Annotated in this window: 15 protein-coding genes; 6 read left to right on the top strand and 9 right to left on the bottom strand. The window is 71.7% G+C overall.

The annotated features are described in order from the left end of the window. Positions 1–263 precede the first annotated feature (263 nt). Positions 264–1,280 (top strand): questin oxidase family protein, encoded by a 1,017-nt coding sequence (locus tag G3576_RS22785; protein WP_164696769.1) that lies wholly within the window; start codon positions 264–266, stop codon positions 1,278–1,280. On the opposite strand, the gene G3576_RS22790 is transcribed toward G3576_RS22785, so the two are convergent. The 5 genes from G3576_RS22790 to G3576_RS32385 form a co-directional block, all read right to left on the bottom strand. Beyond that, positions 1,277–2,053 carry a cyclase family protein gene (locus G3576_RS22790; RefSeq protein ID WP_164696770.1) on the bottom strand — a complete coding sequence of 259 codons (777 nt, stop codon included), beginning with the start codon at positions 2,051–2,053 and terminating at the stop codon, positions 1,277–1,279. The genes G3576_RS22785 and G3576_RS22790 overlap by 4 nt on opposite strands. Positions 2,054–2,118: 65 nt before the next feature. After that, positions 2,119–3,300, bottom strand: coding sequence for a hypothetical protein (locus G3576_RS22795; protein WP_164696771.1), 1,182 nt, complete (start codon positions 3,298–3,300; stop codon positions 2,119–2,121). Between the two features lie 101 nt (positions 3,301–3,401). Then, positions 3,402–4,628: a hypothetical protein gene (locus G3576_RS22800; protein ID WP_164696772.1), complete on the bottom strand. Its 1,227-nt coding sequence runs from the start codon at positions 4,626–4,628 to the stop codon at positions 3,402–3,404. Then, positions 4,625–5,584 (bottom strand): metal ABC transporter solute-binding protein, Zn/Mn family, encoded by a 960-nt coding sequence (locus G3576_RS22805; protein WP_164696773.1) that lies wholly within the window; start codon positions 5,582–5,584, stop codon positions 4,625–4,627. Before G3576_RS22805 ends, G3576_RS22800 begins: the two co-directional genes overlap by 4 nt. Before the next feature lie 76 nt (positions 5,585–5,660). Beyond that, positions 5,661–6,413: a hypothetical protein gene (locus G3576_RS32385; RefSeq protein WP_164696774.1), complete on the bottom strand. Its 753-nt coding sequence runs from the start codon at positions 6,411–6,413 to the stop codon at positions 5,661–5,663. 115 nt (positions 6,414–6,528) lie between these two features. Here G3576_RS32385 and pip point away from each other — a divergent pair, with 115 nt between their 5' ends. Further along, positions 6,529–7,479, top strand: a complete 951-nt coding sequence (gene pip, locus G3576_RS22815) for a prolyl aminopeptidase (RefSeq protein WP_164696775.1) — start codon at positions 6,529–6,531, stop codon at positions 7,477–7,479. A gap of 9 nt (positions 7,480–7,488) precedes the next feature. Here pip and G3576_RS22820 read toward each other — a convergent pair whose 3' ends face one another. The 4 genes from G3576_RS22820 to G3576_RS22835 form a co-directional block, all read right to left on the bottom strand. Then, a complete protein-coding gene (locus tag G3576_RS22820; RefSeq protein ID WP_164696776.1) occupies positions 7,489–9,252 on the bottom strand; it encodes a sensor histidine kinase in 1,764 nt (587 codons plus the stop codon). A 182-nt stretch (positions 9,253–9,434) separates the two neighbouring features. Then, positions 9,435–10,178: a type III secretion system effector protein gene (locus G3576_RS22825; protein ID WP_164696777.1), complete on the bottom strand. Its 744-nt coding sequence runs from the start codon at positions 10,176–10,178 to the stop codon at positions 9,435–9,437. A gap of 71 nt (positions 10,179–10,249) precedes the next feature. After that, the gene (locus G3576_RS22830) at positions 10,250–10,882 is read right to left on the bottom strand and encodes an HAD family hydrolase (protein WP_164696778.1); all 633 of its coding nucleotides are present in this window, start codon (positions 10,880–10,882) and stop codon (positions 10,250–10,252) included. Further along, positions 10,879–12,543, bottom strand: a complete 1,665-nt coding sequence (locus G3576_RS22835) for a glycosyltransferase family 4 protein (protein WP_164696779.1) — start codon at positions 12,541–12,543, stop codon at positions 10,879–10,881. Before G3576_RS22835 ends, G3576_RS22830 begins: the two co-directional genes overlap by 4 nt. Positions 12,544–12,652: 109 nt before the next feature. On the opposite strand from G3576_RS22835, the gene zapE reads away from it, so the two are divergent. The 4 genes from zapE (at position 12,653) to sucC (ending at position 16,978) form a co-directional block, all read left to right on the top strand. Further along, positions 12,653–13,819 (top strand): cell division protein ZapE, encoded by a 1,167-nt coding sequence (gene zapE / locus G3576_RS22840; protein ID WP_164696780.1) that lies wholly within the window; start codon positions 12,653–12,655, stop codon positions 13,817–13,819. Between the two features lie 159 nt (positions 13,820–13,978). Continuing rightward, positions 13,979–14,473: a hypothetical protein gene (locus G3576_RS22845; RefSeq protein ID WP_164696781.1), complete on the top strand. Its 495-nt coding sequence runs from the start codon at positions 13,979–13,981 to the stop codon at positions 14,471–14,473. 279 nt (positions 14,474–14,752) lie between these two features. Beyond that, positions 14,753–15,706 carry a malate dehydrogenase gene (mdh, locus tag G3576_RS22850; RefSeq protein ID WP_164696782.1) on the top strand — a complete coding sequence of 318 codons (954 nt, stop codon included), beginning with the start codon at positions 14,753–14,755 and terminating at the stop codon, positions 15,704–15,706. Between the two features lie 75 nt (positions 15,707–15,781). Continuing rightward, a complete protein-coding gene (gene sucC, locus G3576_RS22855) occupies positions 15,782–16,978 on the top strand; it encodes an ADP-forming succinate--CoA ligase subunit beta (protein WP_164696783.1) in 1,197 nt (398 codons plus the stop codon). The last annotated feature ends 3 nt before the right edge of the window (positions 16,979–16,981 follow it).

Below are 16,981 nucleotides of genomic sequence, written 5' to 3' on the forward strand. Positions count from 1 at the left end.
CGGCGCGCAGCGCCGGTCCTTTCTCTTTTTGCGGCCGCGTAGCGGCGCGGGGCACTGCCCCGCGAGCGGAAAATCCGCCGGAGGCATGGGAGTCCCGGCGCGAAGCGCTGGTCCTCATTGAACGCCCGTGGTGAGGGCTCCGCCCTCCCCACACCCCACCCGCCAGGGGCGAGACGCCCCTGGACCGTCATCAGTGGCACCCGCCTCCCATCACACGCGCCGGTAGTCTATGATCGCTTCATGACGATCGTTCAGGCCCACCCATGACCGACGCGCTGACCGAGGCCCGATCCCTCAGCGCGGAATACGGGGAGGCCTTCGCCAACCACACCCCCATGGTCCTGCACGCCCAGAAGCGCCTGGGCGGCACGGAAGCCGATGCGCGGCGCTTCCTCGACGCCTACCTCCGCGACAACCACCTCGCCCCCACGCCGCCCTCCGACGTCACCATCACCCAGCTCAACTGGACGCTCCGCCTCGGCGAACGCCCCGCCCAGGCGGCCTACCGCAGCTTCTTCCGCGCCGAACTCGCCCGCCTTGGCACCGCGGAGGCGCTCGCCAGCCGCTACCTGCCCCGGTTGCTGCCCGGCCTCGCCGCCAGCGCGCTGCACGCGCTGATGCGCCTGGCCTATGCGCGGGACGCCGGCGATGCGAACGAGGTCGCGGAAAGCCTCGGCTACTGGGCCGCCACCTACCTGCCGCTCGGCGAAGGCGTGGGCGCGAAGCCCGTCACCGCCGAACCGCTGGCCGTGCTGGCGCGCGTGGCGGCGGAACCGACGCTGGCCGCACTCACCTTCGATGACGGCCTGCTCTGGCACGCCATGCGCAAGGTCGCGCGGATGCCCGCCTTCTCTCCGGTGCATGACTGGCTGGAGGTGCGCGACGACACGCTGGACCGCATCGCCCGCGATTCGCTCCTGGTGCTGGCGCACACCATGGAATTCTGCGCCATCCACGCCGTCACCGGCACGCATTGGCTGCGCCTGGTGCTGCCGCTGCTGAAGGCGGAGGACCAGAAGCGCGCCATCCGCTTCTTCTGGCAGGCCATCGCCTCCGTCTATCCGAAGATGGGCTTCCCCCGGCCTTTGACCGCGGAGGAAGCGGAAGCCATGCGCGCGCTGCCGGCCCCCGACTGGTCGGAGATCGCCGCCGCGGCCTGCGCCAGCGACGACGAGCACGATGTTTCGCTCGCCTATTCCTGCCGCTGCGAGGAGGAGTTCCGCGGCGATCGCCTCTACCGCGTGGTCGCGGCGCGGCGGCTCGGGCTGATCACGCCCTAATCATCGAGGATCGCGACGGCCCGGCACCAGCCGCCCGACGCCGCCTTGATCTTCACCGGCAGGCAGGAAACGGTGAAGCCGGTGGGGGGAAGCTGGTCGAGGTTGGTCAGCTTCTCGATCTGGCAGTAGCCCGCTTCCCGCCCGGCCTTGTGGCCTTCCCAGATCAGGCTGGCATCGCCGGTCTCCGCCACCCGCGCCTTGGTGTGGATGAAGGGCGCGTCCCAGGACCAGCCATCGGTGCCCACCACGCGCACGCCCTGGCCCGTCAGCCACAGCGTCGCCTCCCGCCCGAAGCCGCAGCCGCGCGCGACGTAGTCGGGCCGGCCATAGCAGGCGCCGGCGGCGGTATTGGCCAGCACGATGTCGCCGGGGCGCAGCACATGGCCGATCGCGGCCAGCGCCGCCTGCACCTCCGCGGCACTCACCACATGGCCATCGGCCATGTCCCGGAAATCCAGCTTCACGCCCGGCCCGATGCACCAGTCCAGCGGCACCTGGTCGATCGTCAGCGCCGGCGCGCCGCCATCCATGGTGCTGGCATAGTGCCAGGGCGCGTCGAGATGCGTGCCGTTATGGGTGGTGAGCTGGATCATCTCGATCGCCCAGCCCTCCCCATCCGGCAGCTGGTCGGGGCGGATGCCGGGGAAGAAGCCCAGCAGCTGGCCCACCGTCTCCTTGTGCGCGCGATACTCGATATGCGGGCCGAGGCCCGGCGGGTCCGCCGCGACATCGTTCTCGAGCGCGAGGGACAGGTCGATGATCCGGCGCGGCATGCCAGCGATTCCTTCCGGGACGTCGCCGCCAGCCTATTCCTTCCCCATGCGCGCGCCAGCCATCCTCAGAAACCCTGGCGCCACCCCACCAGCACCAGCCCCGCATCGGTGCTGCCGCGCCCGCCTTCCTCCGTGCCCGCCCGGGTGCGGGACCAGCCGATATCGGCGGTGAAGCCGAGCCCCAGCTCCCGCCCCAGGCTCGCTTCCAGATAGGTGGCGCGCGCCACGCCATTGGCGCTGCGGTCGCGGTTCTCCACCTGCCAGCCCAGCGAGGCGCGCCAGGGGCCATAGGTGGTCTGCGCCGCCAGCGTCGTGATGGTGCGGCGTTCGCTGATCGGCAGCGGCGTGCCGTCCACCTCCTCCACCGGCCGCCCGCCGGCGTTGCGGAAGCGCACCGCCTCCGCGAACAGCGTCGTGGACACCTCCTCCGTCCAGGGGATCTCCCAGCTCGCGCCGAGGGCGGTGCCCCATTCCCGCGCCCGCCCATCCGTGCCGGCACCGCGCGACAGCACCGCGACCTGGTAGGTGAAGCCGGGCAGGGCGCCCATCCGCTCCCCCTCCAGCGCCACCGCGACGTTGTCGAGCTCCCCGGTATTGCCCGCACCGCCCAGCCCGCGGCTGTTGCGGCGGTAGCGATCGGCCTCGTCCCGCCCGAAGCGCTTGCGCGTGATCGCGGTGGAGGAGAGGGAGGTGGTGTCGAAGGTGAAGACGGCGGCGGACAGCCGATGCTCCCCCCACCCATCCGCGTCATCCAGCACCGTTGCCCGTGCCCCGAAACCCAGGCTTTCCGAGACTTCGTAGATCGAGACCTGGTCGGTCAGCCGGATGCCCGGCAGGTTGTCCCAGCCCCGCCCGAAGGGCGCGGTGAACTTGCCGGCCGTGAGCGTCAGTCGCGGATCGGCCCGCCATTCCGCGTAGAGCGACTCCACCCAGGCGCCCTGGTCCTGGAAGGCGCGGTCCTGGCCGTCGGTCGGGCCGCCCGCCACGGGCTCGAACTTCAGCACGCCCTGGATGGTGACGCTCTCCGCCAGGTGCAGCCCGGCGGTCAGCTCCGTCTTGGTATAGAGGTCGCGGAACCGGTCGGTCCGCGACGGCGCGCGATAGGTGGAGACGCCGTAGAGGTCGATCGCCAGCTCCCCGCTGACATGCGGCACGAAGCCGGCCTGGGGGCGCACCTCCTGCGCGCCGGCCGGGGCGCTGCCGGCGGCCAGCATCGCCGCCGCCGCCCCATTCATGATCCACCGCATCCCGTCCACCTTTCCGCCTCGTGACGCGCAGGATAGCCGAACACGTCACAAGGCGTCAGGATCGCAGGGCCGGGCGAACGGATCGTTTCCGCCCGGCGGGTTCAGAACCCGCGCCAGCCCAGCCGGAACAGCACGGCATGCGCGGTGCCGAGCCCGCCCGTCTCCTCCCGCGCGTAGCGGGCATACTGGTAGCCCACATCCAGCGAGACGTTGGGCAGGATGTCCCGCCCGACGGAGGCCTCCACGTAGTTCTCGGTCGGCAGCGCCTCGACGCTCCGCTTCCGCTGGTCGCGCTGCCAGGCCACCGTGCCGTGCCATTCGCCGATGCGGTGGCGCAGGCCGAGTGTCGTGAAGGTCCGCCGCTCGCGGATGCTCGTCTCCAGCGCCGTCTCGATCTCGTCGCCCGTATCGGGATCGATGCCGAGCAGCGTGATCTCGGTGCGCGGCCGCGCCGCGGCGTTGCGGAACTGCACGCCCTCCGCGAAGAACAGGGTGGACTGCTCGGCGCTCCAATCCACCTGGTAGCGGGCGGCGGCGGCATAGCCCCATTCCCGCGCCGTCCCGTCATCCCCCGCGCCGCGGGTCAGCACCGCCAGGTGGTAGGAGAAGCCCGGCAGCAGGCCGAAGCGGTCGCCATCCAGCGCGATGGTGGCGTTGTCGAACTGCCCCGTATTCGCGGGGCCGCCCTGCTGGCGCGTGTTGCGGTTGAAGCGCTCATATCGTTCGTCGCAGCAGGATCGCCGCGTCATCAGCGTGGAGGAGAGGAACGTCCGGTCCAGCGTGAAGACGGCGGCGGAAATGTCGTGCTCGCCCCACCACGGATCGACGAAGGCGGTATGCGTCGCCGCGACACCCAGGCTGTCGGTGATGGCGGAGACCTCATGCGCCCGGATCTTCGTGAGGATGCCGGGGAAGTCGTGGTGCCCGCGCGCGAAGGGCGCGACGAAGCGGCCGGCCTGCAGCGTCGTGTCGGCATCCGGCTTCCATTCCGCGTAGAGCGCCTCGATGAAGGCGGATTGCCGGCGGAAGCCGGTGGTGCCGCCATCGGGGAAGCCGCCCAGCGCATCGCCTTCGCCGATCGGCTCGAAGGCCAGGACGCCTTGCAGGGAGAAGTTCGGCGTCAGGTGCAGCCCCGCCGCGACCTCGCCATAGAGGAACAGGCTGGTGCCGCCCCGCGCGCGATCCGTCGCGCTGGTGGTGCCGACGCCGTAGAGGCCGAGGTCGATCTCGGTCGAGACATGTGGCGTGAAGCCAGGCGCCGTGTGTCCCTGGGCCAAAGCCATGCCCGGGATGATCGCGGCCGCCGCCGCCAGCAGGAAGCGCCTCATGCCGCCTGGCCCCGCATCGCGGGCACCAGCAGCCCGACATTGTGCCTGAACATCGCTTCGTAGCTCGCCGCCGGCCCGCCGGCCTCGCTCAGCGCATCGGCGTAGAGCCGTCCCTGCACCGCGACCCCGGCCTCCCGCGCCAGACGTTGCAGCGTGGCGGGGTTGCCCATGTTCTCCATGAAGACCGCCGTGATGCTCTCCGCCCGGATCTGGCGGATCAGCCGCGCCACATCGCCGGCGCTGGGCTCGGCCTCGGTGGAGACACCCTGGGGCGCGAGGAAGTTGATGCCATAGGCCGCGCCGAAATAGCCGAAGGCGTCGTGGCTGGTGATCACCTTGCGGCGGGCTTCCGGGACGGCGGCGATCTGTGCGCGCACCCAGCCATCCAGCGCTTCCAGCCGCGCGGCGTAGCGGCCGGCGGCATCCTGGATCGCCCCCGCCTGCGCCGGCACGGCGGCGGCCAGCGCCGTGGCGATGCCGCGCACGTAGTGGATGCCGTGCCGCAGATCCTGCCAGGCATGGGGGTCCGGCACCTGGCGGGGGCCCACCGAGTGGCTGTGTCGCCGCTCCGCGCCGCCGCCATGGCTGTGGTTGTGGGCATGCCCCGCCATCATGCGGGGCGTGATGCCATCGGTCGCCGTCGCCACCGGGCCGCGATAGCCGGCCGCGCGGACCATCCGGTCCATCCATCCATCGAAGCCGAGCCCGTTGCGCACCACCAGCGCCGCGCCGCGCAGTGCCTCCGCATCGCTTGGTCGGGGCTGGAAGCTGTGCGCATCCACATTGGGCCCCGCGATCGTCCGCAGCCGCACCGCGCCGCCCGCCACTTCCCGCACCAGGTCACCGAGGATGGAGAAGGAGGCAACGACCAGCGGCGCTTCCTGCGCCCGCGCGAGGCCGGGCAGCAGCAGCGCCGGCAAGGCCCCGGGCAGGGCAAGGAGGGAACGCCGTCGCATGGGGAAGTCTCCAGAGTAACGTTATATTATAACGCTAGCCCGTCGCAACACGGCGCGCAAGGTGCGCGCTCCGTGCTCAGCCGCCGCCGAACAGCCGCTTGATGCGTGCCCAGATCCCGTCGCCCCGGGCCGCGATGCGCTGGTGGCTGACATGCGGGCGGCGGGAGGGTGGGGGCAGGGCGCTCGCCACGGTATGGCGCCCGGCATCCTGCGCCTCGATCAACCGGCGTTCCAGCGCGACGACCTGCGCCACCGCCTCCGCCGGATCGCTCAGCCCGAGGCTCTCCGCCGTGCTTGCCGCATCGTCCCAGGCTTCCGCCCGGCGCAGCGCGTCGATCACGCGGACGGTCTGCTCCGCATCCAGCGGCGGGCCGCCGCGCCACAGCGCCACCGCATCCAGCCGCCAGGCCCGCGCCAGGTCCGGCCGGCCGAGGTCATCCGCCACCCAGGCGGCGTGCAGCGTCGACTCCGCGGCCGCATGCAGCGCGCCCGTCTCCTCCAGCACCAGCGCCCAGGCCAGGAAGCGGCGGGCCAGCGGCGGGGTGGTGCTGTCCTGCAGCAGGGCCCGGAAGGGCGCCGCGCGCACCGCTTCCGCCGCCGCCGGATGGGCGCGGGTGATGTCGGGCGCCGCATAGCCGCAGGCCGGGCATTGCTGCAGCCATCGCGCCATGGAGGAGCGCACCGGCTCCCCGGGACGCAGATCGAGGTCCGGCGCCTGTTCGGGTGGCGCGGGGCGAAAGGGCGCATGCCGGCTTTCCGTGCCGCAGACCCCGCAGCGCAGCGCGCCGGCGGGGGCGGGCCTGGACCCGGCGGAGGGTGTCTCGGCCATCTTCCCAAACTAGGCACGAACGGCGCCGGGGCGAAGGGCGAAAAGCCACAAATCCGCTGTCGCGCGCGCAACGGACCCATGGACTCGGCGCCCCGCGCGCCCTTAAAGGGCTTCCATGCCGCGCGGCGACCTGTTTCCCGACATCGCTCCCTATGAGACCGGCCTGCTGCCGCTCTCCGCGGGCCACGTCATGTATTGGGAACAGGTGGGCAATCCCCGCGGCCAGCCCGTGCTCTTCCTGCATGGGGGCCCAGGCGCCGGGGCGGGGGCCATCCATCGCCGCTTCTTCGATCCCGCCCATTTCCGCGTCGTGATCTTCGACCAGCGCGGCGCCGGCCGGTCCCGCCCGCTCGGCGATTTGCGGGAGAACACGACGCCGCACCTGGTCGCGGACATCGAATCGCTTCGCCGCTTCCTCGGCATCGAACGCTGGCTGCTCTTCGGCGGCAGCTGGGGCAGCACCCTCGCGCTCGCCTATGCCCAGGCGCATCCGGACCGCGTGACGGGCTGCGTGCTGCGCGGCGTCTTCCTCGGCCGGCAGTCGGAGGTGGAGTGGTTCCTCTACGGCCTCCGCCGCATCTTCCCCGATGCCTGGAACGCCTTCGCCGAGCACGTCACGCCGGCGGAGCGGGGTGACCTGCTGAACGCCTATCTCCGGCGGCTCTGCGATCCCGACCCCATGGTCCACCAGCCCGCCGCCCGGGCCTGGAGCCTCTACGAAGGCTCCTGCTCCACCCTGCTGCCGAGCCCGGAGACGGTGGCGAGCTTCGCGCAGGATCGCACCGCGCTCGGCCTCGCACGGATCGAGGCGCATTACTTCAAGCATGACCTCTTCCTGCCGCCCGGCGGGCTGTTGGGCGGCATGGACCGCATCGCGCATATCCCAGCGGAGATCGTGCAGGGCCGCTACGACATGGTCTGCCCCTGCGACACCGCCTTCGACCTCGCCGCCGCCTGGCCGCGGGCGCGGCTGACCATCATCCCCGATGCCGGACACTCCGCGCTGGAGCCCGGCGTGCGGACGGCGCTGGTCAGCGCGGTGGAGCGTTTCCGACGTAGGGGCTGATCGTGGCGATCAGACCGCCGCCGCCATCGCCTCCGCCGCCGCCGCGTTGCGCCGCGGCAGGAACCGCATCGTGGCGCGCACCCCCTCCGGCTCGAAGGCCAGGGTCACTGCCGATCCGGGGCCGAGGTCCTTGGCCAAAGCCCGTTCCAGCAGCCGCGTCCCGAAGCCCCGCCGCGCGGGCGGTCCCGGCACGGGCGGCCCGCCGATCTCCTGCCAGGTGATCAGGCCGACGCCGCCCTCCTCCTCCGCCCAGCAGGTCACCTCCACCCGGCCTTCCGGACGGGACAGCGCGCCATGCTTCACCGCATTCGTCGCCAGCTCATGCAGCGCCAGCACGATGGCCTGCGCCTGGCCCGGGGAGGCCGGGGGCGGCATCGGCGAACAGCCGCAGCGGAAGGAGACGCGGGGATCCGCCGGCTCCAGCCAGGGCGCCAGCCCCGCCCGCACCACCGCATGCAGCGCCGCCGGTTCCCAGGACATCGCCGTCAGCAGGTCATGCGCACGGGACAGCGTCTGCAGCCGCGCGCCGAATTCGCTGGCGAAGCGGGCGGGGTCGGACCCGGCCTCCCCCCGCGCGGTCTGCAGCGCCAGCGCCTGCACCGTCGCCAGCGCGTTCTTGGCGCGGTGGTTCAGCTCCGCCACCACCAGCCGCAGCCGACGCTCGCTGTCCTTCAGCCCCGCGATCGCCTCACTCCGCCGCCGCGCCTCGGCCCGCAGAGCGCCCGCCACCTCATCCGTCTCGGCCAGCCCCGTCGACGGGGGAAGCCGCCCGAGATCGCCATCCGGCGCCGCCGCCAGCCGGCGCAGCGCGCCGATCGGGCGGGTCACGCTGAGCGAGACGCGATGCGCGAGCACCAGGCCCAGCAGCAGCAGCGCGCCGCCAATGGCCGTGGAGGTCAGCGCGGAGAGCAATGCCGGCCGCGTCAGCTCCGCCATCGGCACCGCGACCACGACGCCCCAGCCCGATGCCGGCAGCCGCGCATGCGCCGCCAGCAGCGCCGCGCCATCCGGCGTGGTGGCGGTGACGATCCCGTCGCCGCCCATCGCCCAGGCCGGCATGAAATCCCGCGGCATCGGCGCCCCGCGCATCTCCTCCCGCTCCGGCGACCGCGCGATCCGGCGGCCGGCGCGGTCGAGCAGCGTGATGATCCAGCCATTCGAGGGATGCTGCCGGCGCAGCACCTCGTCGAAGGTGGCGAGCGACGGGTTCATGGCCAGCACCGCGCGCAGCCGGCCCGCCGCGTCGCGCACCGGCACGTCGATCGCCACGACCAGCCGCCCGGGCACGAAGCCCTCATAGAGGTCGGAGACGGCAGCGCGGCCTGTCGCGAAGACGCGCCGCTGGTTGTCGAGCGTGCCGCGCATCGGCAGCTCGGCCTCCGGTGGCAGCGCCGTGTTCAGCAGCTGCTGCCCATCCTCCGCCAGCATCAGGATCGCGGCATCGGGCGAATGCTGCGCGACCACCGCCTCCGCCATGGCGCGCAGGTCAGGCAGGTCGCCGCGCCGTGCCGCGCGCGACAGCGCCAGCACCTCCAGCGACGCGACGCGCGTCCGCAACTCCCCTTCCACCGCCAGCGCCAGACCGCGCGCGAGGTCGAGCGCCTGGCGCCCCGCGCGATCCTGCTCATGCCTGAAGTCGTTGTAGATGCCAGCGAGGTTGAAGCCGATCAGCGGCAGCGTCCCTGCCAGGACCAGCGCCGCCATGCGGCTGCGCAGCGAAAGCCGGGAGGCGCGGGAAAGGCCCCACGCGGGGTAGCGGGGGCGCGGCGGCAATGCCCCCTGGCCTTCGATCCCCCCAGCACTTCCCGATCGCGTGCCGTCACTCATAGTATCCAATATACGAACAACAAGACCCGCCGTAAGGGGGGTGATCGCTAATTGCGTGAGTCGTTACGGTCGATGACACGCATGGATTGTGCATACGTATTCTGATCGCCTTGCCGTGGCGCCGGTCGTCAGGCCAGCACCGACGCGGCGCAGTCCCCCGGCGTGGCGTAGAAGCCGCGCAGGGGGATGCCGTGCTCCCGCCGGATGGCGTTCTCGCAGACTCGCGCGCCCGCGAATCGCCCGCATCCGATCGTCCGGGCCTCCTCCAGCAGGACTTCCCGCATCGGGTCGTCATGGCGGGGATGGTCCCCGCTCAGGATGTGCAGCGCATGCACCGGTTCATGCGCCAGCGCCACGAAGCCCGGTGTCGGCACGCCCAGCGTCACGACGCTGTGGAGGTCGTAGTTGATGAAGGGGTTCCAGCAGGCGAAGGCGGAGAAGCCGCCCCCCGACATCCGCATCGGCACCCCGGCGACCATCCGGCTGCGCTGGAATTTCCGCCGCGTCTGCGCTTCCAGCACCTCGTAGGGCTCGTTGATGTCGAGGCTGAGCGAGGCATAGCTGTTCTCGATCGCCCCTTGGGCGTAGCGCGTCATGTCCGGGACGCCGTTCTTCTCCAGCACGGTGTCTTCACCCAGCATGACGCGGCAGGTCATCGGGCCCGTCGCCCCGATGCCGCGGCAGCGCTTGCTGATCAGCCCCAGCAGATCGTGCCCCACCGGCTTCGAGGCGATGCGCGTCAGTGCCAACCGGGTGGCCCAGAGGAAGTCTGCCCGGATGCCGAACTTGACGGGGCGGGGTTCCAGCGTCTCCCGGTCCACTGTGCGCGGATCGATGATGAGGCCGGGAAAGGCGGAGTCCCAGGGGATCATGGCGGCGTCCTCTCGGTGGTGCCGCGAACCCTACCATGGTGAATGCAACGCGTGGTTGTGCCGTCCGGCGGCTACAGATGCGCCCGTACCGCCGCCAGCCCGTCCAGCGCGGGCACCCCCGCCGGCAGCCAGTCCGGCCGTCCCTCCGGTAGCACCGCCACCACCCGCATCCCCGCGGCGACGCCCGCCATCACCCCCGCCTCGCTATCCTCCACGACCAGGCAATCGGCGGGGTCGAGACCCATCGCCCCGGCGGCATGCAGGAACAGCCCGGGATCGGGCTTCCAGGACCCCACGTCATAGGCGCTGAAGATGCGCTCCCCGAAGTGGTGGCGAAGCCCCGTCAGGGTCAGGCTGAGTTCCGTCTTCGCGCGCGGCGCATTGGAGGCGACGCAGAACGGCAGGTGCAGCCCTTCCAGCAGCGTCGCCGCGCCCTCGATCACCTGCAGCCTCTCCCGGAAGGCCTGCGCCGTGCGCTCCCGCAGCACCGGCTCGAAATCCGCGGGCAGGGCGCGGCCCAGCATCTGCTCCGCCATCTGCACGCAGAGCGCGAAGCGCCGCCCGCGGAAGGCCGCCAGCGCCGCCTCCGGCGTGATGGACAGGCCCTCCGCCACCAGCGCCTCGGCGAAGACCAGGGCCGACAGCGGCTCGCTGTCCACCAGCGTGCCGTCGCAATCGAAGATGACGCCCCGCGCAGCCCTCACGACCCATCCTCCGCCATGCGCAGAACATCCACCTTCACCAGCCAGGCCAGCGCGCGCGCCAGCCGCGCCGCGCGCGCGGGCGGCACGGCCGCCGCCATCGCGGCCACCGTCGCCGGCCCGCCTTCCAGCACGGCCAGCGCAGCCTGGAAACCCGCCTCCGCCGGCAGCAATTCGCGTCGCGGTGCCACCCCGGGGATGGCCGCCAGCGCGGTGAGCCGCGCCACCGCCGCCGCCGCATCGGGGATGCCGGGTGCCAGGCGGAGCCGCGTCTGCCCGCCGAGCCGCCGCGTCGGATAATCCGCGAAGAGCACCGCCGGGTCCGCCCGCCGCGGCGAGTCGCCGGTGCCCGGCTTCGCCTTGCCGCGGATCGCGCCCAGTTCCGCCCAGAGCGCGCGGTACTGCCCGATGACCACGGACCAGTCGAACAGCGCCGCCGCCCGCTGCCGCCCGGCCTCCCCCATCCGCGCCCGCAGCCCGGCATCGGCGACCAGCGCGCGGAAGGCCTCCTCCGTCGCGCCGACATCGACGGCGGTGAACTGCGCCGCGCCGGCGATGTAGCTGTCATAGCTGTCGAGCGTGGCTTCGTGCCGCGCCGCCAGGTCGCCCATCGGCCCGCCCATCAGGGTCGGTACGCGGAAGCCGGTGACGCCGTGCTCCACCGTGTCGCGCAGCCCGTCCCAATCCGTCGCCACCACCGGCAGCCCCGCCGCCATCGCCTCCACCGGCGCCAGGCCGAAGGTCTCCTGGACGTTGTCGGACAGCAGGGTGAAGGCATCGGCCGCCGACCAGATGGCCTGGCGCACCTCCGGCTTCCGGCCATCCACGTGATGGATCGCGAGTTGCGGGCACAGCGCCTGCGCCATCGCCTGGAAGGCGCCGCGCTGCACCTCATCCGCGAACCAGCCGGAGAGCAGCAGGTGTACCCGCGCGCCCGCCGGCGCCGCGGCGGCAGCGCGCCCGAGCCCGAGAAACATGGGCAGCGGATGCGCCTTGGCGTGGAAGGACAGCCGCCCGTGATGCAGCACCACCACGTCCCGCGGCCCGACGCCCAGCCGCCCCCGCCAGAGCGCCCGCGCCGCCTCGTCCCGCGCCAGGGCGGGCACGTCCACACCCAGCGGGATGACCGGCAGGGCAGGGGGCACGAAGCGCGTGGCGCCCAGCCGCTGCTTCAGCCACGCGGCCTCGCCTTCCAGCAGCCGCCTCACGGAAGCGCGGACGGCGGCCGAGGTGCAGATCAGCGCGTCCCAGGGCTGCAACGGGCCCGTGAGCAGATCCGCGATGCTGTCCATCGCGCCGTGGGAGGCGGTGGTATGGGTGATGCCGACCAGCGAGTAGCCCGCCGCGCCGGTCCGCTGCCGCCGCCAGGCGAAGGGCACCATCTCCGGCCCCGGCAGCATCAGGCAGCCCGTCTCCGCCACCCGGTGCAGCTCCGCCTCCGGCACAGCCTCCAGCGCCATGGTGGCGCTGAGGTCGCGGGCCTGCGCCTGGAAGGCCGCCGCATCCGCGGGGCGGGGCACCAGCGCCACCAGCCGGTCGAAGCCGGAATGCCGCACCATGCCGCGCAGGAAGCCCTCCCCCGCCGCATGCCGCCCCATCAGCCGGGGGCGGGAGGTGTCGTAGCCATCCTTGGCATAGAGGATCGTGGCGCGCGGCGGGGACATGGCGCCGCAGGCTGCGGGCGGCATGCCCCCCCGTCAACCGGCCGGAACGACCGGCTTCGCCGGTACCGCCCCGTTGCCCGATGGGAAGGCGCGGGTTAGTCCCGGGGCCATGGATGCGAAGATCACCCCCGGGAGTGGGGAAGGCCCGCTGCCCGCCTACCGCGCCCGCATCGCGGCGGGCACCCTGGCCGCGGACCCCGCCCAGGCCCGCGCGGCGGAGGTGCTGCAGGACCTCTGGCGCCGCACCCGCGGCTATGACCCCCACCCGGAGGAGCCGGAACAGGGCGGCTTCTTCGCCCGCTTCATGCGACGCAAGCCCGTGGCGGCGGAGGAAGCGCCGGCCGGCACGCCGATGGGCCTCTACCTCGTGGGGGAGGTCGGGCGCGGCAAGTCCATGCTGATGGACCTGTTCTTCGACTGCGCGGAGGTCCCCCGCAAGCGCCGCATCCACTTCCACCAGTTCATGCAGGATGCCCACCAGCGCATCCATGCCTGGAAGAAGCAGCATGGCGACACGACGGACCCGATCCCGCCGCTGGCCGACAGCATCACGGCGGAAGCCGCACTGCTCTGCTTCGACGAATTCCAGGTGCATGACATCGCCGATGCGATGATCCTCGGCCGGCTGTTCCAGGCGCTCTTCGCGCGCGGCACCGTCGTCGTCGCCACCTCCAACACCGCGCCCGCCGACCTGTTCAAGGGCCGCCCCGGCCGCGACGCCTTCCTGCCCTTCATCGCGCTGATCTCGCGACGGCTGGAGGTGCTGACGCTGGAAGCCGCGCGCGACTACCGGCGCGACCGCATCCGCGCCATGCCGACCTGGCACACCCCGGTGGACCACCGTGCCGAACGCGCGCTCGATGCCGCCTTCGCGGAGCTGACAGGGGAGCCGCATGGCGCACCCGAACGCCTCACGCTGCTCGGCCGCAGCCTGGAAGTCCCGCAGGCCGCGCGGGGCGTGGCGCGATTCGATTTCGAGTCGCTCTGCGGCAAGCCGCTCGGTCCCGCGGACTACCTCGCGGTCGCGACGCATTACCACACCGTGCTGCTGGACGGCATTCCGCGCCTGGGGCCGGAGAATTTCGACCGTGCGCGGCGCTTCATCACGCTGGTGGACGCGCTCTACGAACATCGCGTGAAGCTCGTCGCCAGCGCGGAAGCGGTGCCTGACCGGCTCTACGAACAGGGCGACAACGCCGCGATGTTCGCGCGCACCGCGTCGCGCCTGAACGAGATGCAGAGCCAGGATTGGCTGGGGCTTGCCCACCTGCAGTAGCCGAAGTCCCGTGAAACATACGGACATAATGCGTTGACAGGCCACGCCGGCGTCCGTCTATTGGGCGCGGGAAGTGGCTTCGGATCCAAGGGGGATCCGCGTTGGGTGACGGGGCGCGAAGCCCTGCATCCGATGACGCAATCGGGGGATAGTATACGCATGCGGTTGGTCCTGCTCGCCCTGTTCTCGCTCGTCCTCGTGGCACCGCAGGCGGCCGACGCCGCCAGGCGGGAAGAACCCAGGACCCAGGCGAGCAGGCCGCAGGCCGGCCCCAAGGCGCCCACCACCCGCCCTGCCGCCGCCGCGGCACCGCGCAGCAGCGCAACCACCGCCCGCCCCGCTACGCGCCAGGCCGCCCGCCCGGCGGCGCGCCCGGCTGCCCGCCCGCAGCAGACCGCCCGCGCCGGCGATGTCCGCACCCAGCGCACCGGCATCGTGGTGCGCGGCGCCTCCGCCGCCACCGTCTCCCGCGAAGCCGCCGCCAGCTGCACGCGCCGCAACGGCCGCACCGTCTGCGGCCCGTCCCGCAGCGGCGTCGCCGGCTGGCAGGCGGGCCTGCCCGCGGTGGACTATGCGCAGACCGACTGCCCCGCCGGCACCTTCGCGACGCTGGCGCGCGGGCATGAGAACGTCGTGCGCTGCATGCCCATCTGAAGGGCATCCTGACAGCCTGCCGAAGCGGCCCGCCCGAAAGGCGGGCCGTTTTGCGTTCCAGGCCCCCCGTTTCGGGCTTGCGGACCCCGGTTTGGCGGCCAGACGCCGCCTTGCCCGCGCTGCACTGCGGGAGTAGGTAACGGCGCGGGCGCGTCAAGCGGCCGGCGAGCCTGCTTTTGCGTGGGCCTGCCTGCGGCTGATGTGCCCCCCGGGAATCCGCAACGCCGGTCCCTGGAAACACATCAAGGCCCCCCTTGGGGCAAGGTCGAGGACCGCTTCATGGCCCGCAAGAAGATTGCGCTCATCGGCGCCGGCAACATCGGTGGCACGCTCGCCCACCTGATCGGCCTGAAGGAACTCGGCGACGTCGTGATGTTCGACGTCTTCCCGGGCGTCGCCGCCGGCAAGGCGCTGGACATCATGCAGTCCGGCCCCGTCGATGGCTTCGACAGCGCCATGTCCGGCACGGGCGACTACAGCGCCATCGCGGGCGCCGATGTCGTCATCGTCACCGCCGGCTTCCCGCGCATGCCGGGCATGACGCGCGACGACCTGCTGACCAAGAACGCCGGCGTCATCGGCCAGGTGGCCGAGGGCATCAAGACCTACGCGCCGAACGCCTTCGTCATCTGCATCACCAACCCGCTCGACGTCATGGTGTGGGTGCTGCAGCAGAAGTCCGGCCTGCCGCCGGAGAAGGTCGTCGGCATGGCCGGCGTGCTGGACAGCGCCCGCTTCCGCCTCTTCCTCGCCCAGGAATTCAACGTCAGCGTCGAGGACGTGACCGCCTTCGTGCTCGGCGGCCATGGCGACACGATGGTGCCGCTGACCCGCTACTCCACCGTCGCCGGCGTGCCGGTGCCCGACCTCGTGAAGATGGGCTGGACGACGCAGGAGAAGATCGACGCGATCGTGAACCGCACCGCCAATGGCGGCGGCGAGATCGTGAAGCTGCTGGAGAAGGGCTCCGCCTTCTACGCCCCGGCGGCCTCCGCCATCGCGATGGCGGAGAGCTACCTGCTGGACAAGAAGCGCGTGCTGCCCTGCGCCGTGCTGCTGAACGGCGAATACGGCCAGAAGGACTTCTATGTCGGCGTCCCCGTCGTGATCGGCGAGAAGGGCGTGGAGCGGATCCTCGAGGTGCAGTTCACCGCGGAGGAGAAGGCCGCCTTCGACAAGTCCTGCGACGCCGTGAAGAAGCTGATCGAGGACTTCAAGAAGCTCGGCGTCTGATCACGCCAGAATGCCGGCCGGGGGCGCGTAACCCCCGGCTTCTGCCTGCCGAAACCCCTGCCGGGAGCTGACCGGATGAATATCCACGAGTACCAGGCCAAGGAGCTGCTGCGCCGCTACGGCGTCGCCGTGCTCGATGGCCATGTCGCCTGGACGGCGGATGAGGCGGTGGAAGGGGCGAAGAAGCTGCCCGGCCCCGTCTATGTCGTGAAGTCGCAGATCCATGCCGGCGGCCGCGGCGCCGGCCGCTTCGCCAATGACCCGAACGGCAAGGGCGGCGTCCGCGTCGTCAAGTCGCTGGACGACGTGAAGGCGGCGGCCGATGCGATGATCGGCAAGGTGCTCGTCACCAAGCAGACCGGTGAGGCCGGCAAGCTCGTCTCCCGCGTCTATGTGGAAGATGGCTGCGACATCAAGCGGGAGCTCTATCTGGGCCTGCTGGTGGACCGCGAGACCTCCCGCGTGACGATCATGGCCTCCACCGAAGGCGGCATGGAGATCGAGGAGGTGGCCGCGAACCACCCCGAGAAGATCCTGAAGGTCGCGGTGGACCCGGCCTCCGGCATTTCCGGCTTCCATGCCCGGAAGCTCGCCTTCGCGCTGGGCCTCGAGGGCAAGCAGGTCGCGAGCTTCACCAAGTTCGTGACCAGCCTCTACGGCGCCTTCCTCGAACTCGACTGCGCGATCGTCGAGATCAACCCGCTGGTCGTGACCGGCAAGGGCGAGATCGTGGCGCTCGACGCCAAGGTCTCCTTCGACGACAGCGCGCTGTTCCGCCACAAGGACCTCGAGGCGCTCCGTGACGACACGGAGATGGACCCGAAGGAACTCGACGCGGTCAAGAACGACCTGAACTACGTCGCGCTCGATGGCGAGATCGGCTGCATGGTGAACGGCGCCGGCCTGGCGATGGCCACCATGGACATCATCAAGCTCTACGGCAGCAGCCCCGCCAACTTCCTCGATGTCGGCGGCACGGCCAATGCGGCGCGGGTGACGGAGGCGTTCCGGATCATCACCTCCGACGCCAACGTCAAGGCGATCCTGGTCAACATCTTCGGCGGCATCGCCAAGTGCGACATGATCGCGACCGGCATCGTCGAGGCCTCGAAGAACCTCAAGCTCTCCGTGCCGCTGGTCGTGCGGCTCGAGGGCACGAATGTGGACCTCGGCAAGAAGATCCTGGCCGAAAGCGGGCTCGCCATCATCGCGGCCGACAACCTTGCCGACGCGGCCCAGAAGGTCGTGGCGGCGGTCAAGAAGGGGGCCTGATCC

This window comes from Falsiroseomonas algicola (assembly GCF_011040385.1).
In the GTDB taxonomy this organism is placed as follows: domain Bacteria; phylum Pseudomonadota; class Alphaproteobacteria; order Acetobacterales; family Acetobacteraceae; genus Falsiroseomonas; species Falsiroseomonas algicola.

Excerpts from the sequence above, each read along its gene's own strand:
- G3576_RS22785 (WP_164696769.1), top strand. The coding sequence starts at position 264 with ATGACCGACGCGCTGACCGAGGCCCGATCCCTCAGCGCGGAATACGGG.
- G3576_RS22790 (WP_164696770.1), bottom strand. The coding sequence starts at position 2,053 with ATGCCGCGCCGGATCATCGACCTGTCCCTCGCGCTCGAGAACGATGTC.
- G3576_RS22795 (WP_164696771.1), bottom strand. The coding sequence starts at position 3,300 with ATGCGGTGGATCATGAATGGGGCGGCGGCGGCGATGCTGGCCGCCGGC.
- G3576_RS22800 (WP_164696772.1), bottom strand. The coding sequence starts at position 4,628 with ATGAGGCGCTTCCTGCTGGCGGCGGCGGCCGCGATCATCCCGGGCATG.
- G3576_RS22805 (WP_164696773.1), bottom strand. The coding sequence starts at position 5,584 with ATGCGACGGCGTTCCCTCCTTGCCCTGCCCGGGGCCTTGCCGGCGCTG.
- G3576_RS32385 (WP_164696774.1), bottom strand. The coding sequence starts at position 6,413 with ATGGCCGAGACACCCTCCGCCGGGTCCAGGCCCGCCCCCGCCGGCGCG.
- pip (WP_164696775.1), top strand. The coding sequence starts at position 6,529 with ATGCCGCGCGGCGACCTGTTTCCCGACATCGCTCCCTATGAGACCGGC.
- G3576_RS22825 (WP_164696777.1), bottom strand. The coding sequence starts at position 10,178 with ATGATCCCCTGGGACTCCGCCTTTCCCGGCCTCATCATCGATCCGCGC.
- G3576_RS22835 (WP_164696779.1), bottom strand. The coding sequence starts at position 12,543 with ATGTCCCCGCCGCGCGCCACGATCCTCTATGCCAAGGATGGCTACGAC.
- zapE (WP_164696780.1), top strand. The coding sequence starts at position 12,653 with ATGGATGCGAAGATCACCCCCGGGAGTGGGGAAGGCCCGCTGCCCGCC.
- G3576_RS22845 (WP_164696781.1), top strand. The coding sequence starts at position 13,979 with ATGCGGTTGGTCCTGCTCGCCCTGTTCTCGCTCGTCCTCGTGGCACCG.
- mdh (WP_164696782.1), top strand. The coding sequence starts at position 14,753 with ATGGCCCGCAAGAAGATTGCGCTCATCGGCGCCGGCAACATCGGTGGC.
- sucC (WP_164696783.1), top strand. The coding sequence starts at position 15,782 with ATGAATATCCACGAGTACCAGGCCAAGGAGCTGCTGCGCCGCTACGGC.